2 protein-coding genes are annotated in these 3,907 nt (G+C 52.0%); both read left to right on the forward strand.

The annotated features are described in order from the left end of the window. Positions 1 to 101: 101 nt before the first annotated feature. Positions 102 to 3,554, forward strand: coding sequence for a DUF1553 domain-containing protein (locus Q0294_RS16915; RefSeq protein ID WP_299467814.1), 3,453 nt, complete (start codon positions 102 to 104; stop codon positions 3,552 to 3,554). A 72-nt stretch (positions 3,555 to 3,626) separates the two neighbouring features. Further along, the coding region (locus Q0294_RS16920) for a twin-arginine translocation signal domain-containing protein (protein ID WP_299467816.1) at positions 3,627 to 3,907 on the forward strand (281 nt) is incomplete at its 3' end.

Here is a 3,907-nt window from a genome sequence, read left to right on the forward strand (position 1 = left end):
GTATTGTTTATTGAGTTGAGACCCTTTGCTGACCTTACCTCTATAAAACTCGCCTGCTGTGATTTCTCTTCCGAGAACCCGTTAATCTGGATTTGCTTGCTATGAAATATCTGGCATTCATTAAGAGTTCCTTCTCTTTCCTGGTCTGTCTGCTCGCCCTGCTTTTGTTATCGAGCCCTGCTGCTGCGGAAATCGAAGCCAGGAAACCCCATACCAGTTACCGCGAACTGATTCTCTCAGATAAACCGACGGTCTATTGGACTTTCGACCAGCAATCAAAAGAGGGTTTTCCCGGCGTTCGTGCCGACAACAAGGGCAAAGCAGATCAGAAAACATCCAAGCCGCTGATGGCTCTGTTGCAGGGTAAAAATGTCGCAACCTCAGCAGGTCCCAGGCCATCCGATTTTCCTCTGTTCAAGCCGGACAATCAGGCTGCGGAATTCACACCGGGAGCAGGTTTCCTCCGCGTTGTTGATCCGGGCGAGAAAAGTATCATTGATTTTACCGCCGGCGATGCGATTACGCTGGAAGCGTGGGTGAATCTGGAATCCGTTGAATCGGGCCGTCATTATTACATCATTGGTAAAGGTCGTACCGGCCGACAGGGAGAGGCGCGGGATAATCAGAACTATGGTTTCCGAGTCACCGGTTCTGAAATCAGTTTTCTGTTTCGCGGTTTACCGGAAAAGAAAGACGCTAAGGCGGACTATCATCGCTGGACTTCTACCGGTGCCGGCATCAGTTCACACAATTGGCATCACGTTGCCGTGGCATATACATTCGGAAAACAGAAAAGCCTGAGAGCGTATGTAGATGGCCAGGCTGTTTCCGGCAAGTGGGACATGGGCGGCGATACGACATTGGCTCCGGTCGTAGATAATGACGAACTCTGGCTCGGCTCTTCGATGGGAGGTTCTGCAAACAGTTCGTTCCACGGACGGCTGGATGAAGTTGCCTTGTACCGAACCGCCTTGTCGGCCAAACAGATTGCCTCGCATTTTGATTATGTGGCTCCTCAGCCCCGCATTGACTGGACGGCGATCCCCGCCGACCGGGTTCAGGTTGACGTCTATGAAGGCATTCCCAATCGAAAGTCATGGGGCTTCCGTCCTCCTCGTCATGCAGAAACATTCACGCAGCCTCATTTCGCACTGATCGATATTCCCAACCGTTATTCCGAGCGGGGCGTGAAGGTCGATCGTCCTGATCCGTTTCTGATTCGGGCGATGTCGCAGATCACAATTCCCCAGGGAAAAAAGCGGATTTTGATTCGCGCCCGCAATGCCTCGCGGCTCTTTATTGACGAAAAACTGGTCGCAGAAACCGGATTCCACAATATTTCCGGTAGCGCACACGGCCATGTGTTCGACGTCGATCGCAGTCTGGCTCCGCATGTTCGTCCATTGCACCGCGGCGACCAGGAAAAGGTGATTGAATATACGGGAGACGGTAAACCGCATCGCGTTCGTTTTGAAATGATTGTCGGCGGTTTCAGTCATCGACCCGATTTTGGTGAGACTGCCGTGTTCATCGGCGATCCCGGTAAAGACTTCCAATTGCTGACGACGACTGCTGACGTGGTCATGTTGACCGATGCAGACTGGCTCCCCTTCGATCGTAAATTTCGCTACGATCTGATTGCCGTCAACGCACAGCATCGCCGGGAAGCTTCCGCGAAAGAGGACCAGTACTGGAACTGGCGACATCAACTCGCGAAAGCAGAAACACTCAAGCAGCCTCAGGTCAAAGTACCCGCTGCTGCAAAAGGCCTGCGAGCCAACAATGCCATCGATCACTTCATCAATCAGCGACTGGCAACAGAGAAAGTTGCTCAGTCACCGCTGCTGAATGATCTCGCCTTCCTGCGACGCTTGTCCCTCGATACCACGGGAACGGTTCCTTCACCCCAACTGATTCAGGAATATCTGGCCGACAAGCCGGAAACACGCCGCGCGAATGCGATAAATCGACTGATCAACGATCCCGCCTGGGCGGATAACTGGGTCGGCTATTGGCAGGACGTCTTGGCCGAGAACCCGAACATCGTCAATCCGACTTTGAATAACACGGGACCCTTCCGCTGGTGGATTCACGAATCGTTTTACGACAACAAACCCTTTGATCGCTTCCTGACCGAACTGGTGATGATGGAGGGCAGTAAATACTTTGGTGGTCCGGCCGGCTTCGAAATGGCTTCCCAGAACGATGCCCCGATGGCGGCGAAAGCACACATTATCGGCCAGACTTTTCTGGGCTTGAACATGAAATGTGCCCGCTGTCACGATGCACCCTTTCATGATTTCAAACAACGCGATCTCTTCAGTCTGGCAGCGATGTTAAAACGGACTCCCCAGGGAGTTCCCAAAACCAGTTCAGTTCCGGGATTCGATTTCAAATCGAATTCGATGCTTATCTCGGTCACTCTGTTACCGGGCGAAAATGTTCCCCCGAAATGGACGTTTGAAGATCTGGTCAAGCCGGGCAAATTTCCGGAAAATTATCTGCGGTCTTCCAAAGATACCCGCGAACAACTGGCGGCCATTATCACCTCGCCGCAGAACGAGCGTTTTGCAAATGTGATTGTGAACCGCGTCTGGAAGCGCTATCTCGGACACGGTCTCGTAGAACCCGTTGACGACTGGGACGGACAGGAACCTTCCCATCCTGAATTGCTCAAATACCTGTCACAACAATTTGTCATTCACGGTTACGATCTGAAATACCTGTCACGTCTGATTTTTGAATCAGACCTGTATCAGCGACAGGTGGTAACAGACATGACCAAAATTGAATCGCTGGTCGATGCGACTTATAATTTTTCCTCACCGGTTTTACGCCGCATGGAAGCCGAGCAGATTGTGGATTCCCTGTTTGCGATTTGCGGTAAGCCGCTGGATGCCGGGCGGATGTGTATCGACATCGACGGCTCTCGCGATTATCACAGCTCTCTCGATCTGGGAACACCGCGCCGTGCCTGGGAATTCACTTCCCCTTCCAATGAACGGGATCGACCCAGTCTGGCACTTCCCTTTGGTCAGCCATTTATTACGTTGATGAAAACCTTCGGCTGGCGCGATACGCGGCAGAATCCGATGACCGACAGGGAATATACATCGACCGCGCTGCAGCCGGCGATTCTCGTGAATGGCGTAGTCGGCAAACGCTTCACACGGCTTTCCGACGACAGCGATTTTACGAAGCTCGCCTTGCAGAATCAGACTGTAGAAGAATTGATCAGGCAGACGGTAATGAAAACACTTACCCGCGAACCGTCCGACAGTGAAATGCAAATGTTTGTGGAGCTGCTCCAGCCCGGTTATGCTGATCGCATCAACGAGAATATAGTGGTTGTCAGCCGCGAACCGTTACCGCGGAATCTGGTTGGCTGGTCGAACCACCTGAGTCCGCGGGCGAACGAGATCAAGGTCGAGCTTGAGCAGGCTGTGAATGAGGGAGACCCGTCAACCGAGCGATTGAAAGAGGACTGGCGGAATCGATATGAAGATGCACTCTGGACGCTGCTGAATTCTCCGGAATTTATCTTTGTACCTTAGTGCTGCAAATAATCAAAACGGAAAATGAACTTACTTATTACAACGTTTCACAAATCATAATAAGAGTAGATCATGCACGAATTTCATTCAACACGTCGCGATTTTTTACGGCAGGCCTCTGTTACCGGTCTGGCGGCATCGGCTCTGGGATCTCCCTGGCAGCAACTGCTGGCTTCCGAAAAACATGGAGCCAAGAAACAGCCGATGCCCGTCGGAAAAGCAGAACATTGTATCATGGTCTGGCTGGGCGGCGGTTCCTGTCACATCGATACATGGGACCCCAAAATCAAAGGTGATCCGAAGGCGAAAAAAGCGGGCTCCTATTATGATCCCATTTCAACCGCGATTCCGGG

This window comes from uncultured Gimesia sp. (assembly GCF_937919775.1).
In the GTDB taxonomy this organism is placed as follows: Bacteria; Planctomycetota; Planctomycetia; order Planctomycetales; family Planctomycetaceae; genus Gimesia.

Excerpts from the sequence above, each read along its gene's own strand:
- Q0294_RS16915 (WP_299467814.1), top strand. The coding sequence starts at position 102 with ATGAAATATCTGGCATTCATTAAGAGTTCCTTCTCTTTCCTGGTCTGT.